Source organism: Alcanivorax sp. HI0083 (genome assembly GCF_001635175.1).
This window is the reverse complement of sequence record NZ_LWFX01001636.1, coordinates 1-425: the sequence shown is the minus strand read 5'-3', so window position 1 is coordinate 425 and position 425 is coordinate 1. Positions and strand designations below refer to the sequence as shown.

General features: G+C 68.7%; 1 pseudogene. It reads right to left on the bottom strand.

Annotated elements, in window-relative coordinates:
- Window positions 1–425, bottom strand: a pseudogene (locus A3754_RS28240) (penicillin-binding protein 1C); the annotation flags it as partial.

Below are 425 nucleotides of genomic sequence, written 5' to 3'. Positions count from 1 at the left end.
GCGCCGGCCAGACAATCATCCCGCCAGGCGGGCAAGGGCCGGTAGTGCGGGTGGCGGCGCTGGTAGAACCAGGCCTGCCCTGGCGGCAGCACAAACCAGTCCTGGTGGCGCATGTCGCTGACCGGCTCACACTGGCTATGCACCCGCTGGCCGTTGCTATCCAGATGCACGCGCACATGGTACGGCGTCACGGTTTCAAAATGGCTGTGCAGCGGCGCCAGCCGCTCCACCGTGGGACAACGGCCCCCGGCCAGGTAGCCATCGTCGCTGCACACGTGCACGGTTTTCAGGTCGGCCAACGGCGGCTCCGGCCAACGGGCCGGCCCCAGCAGGCTAAATACATCCAGCATCAGCGGCGCAGCGGTGACGGCGCCACCCAGCGTGGGTGCCGATTCGCCATTGCCGTTGCCCGCCCAGACCCCCAC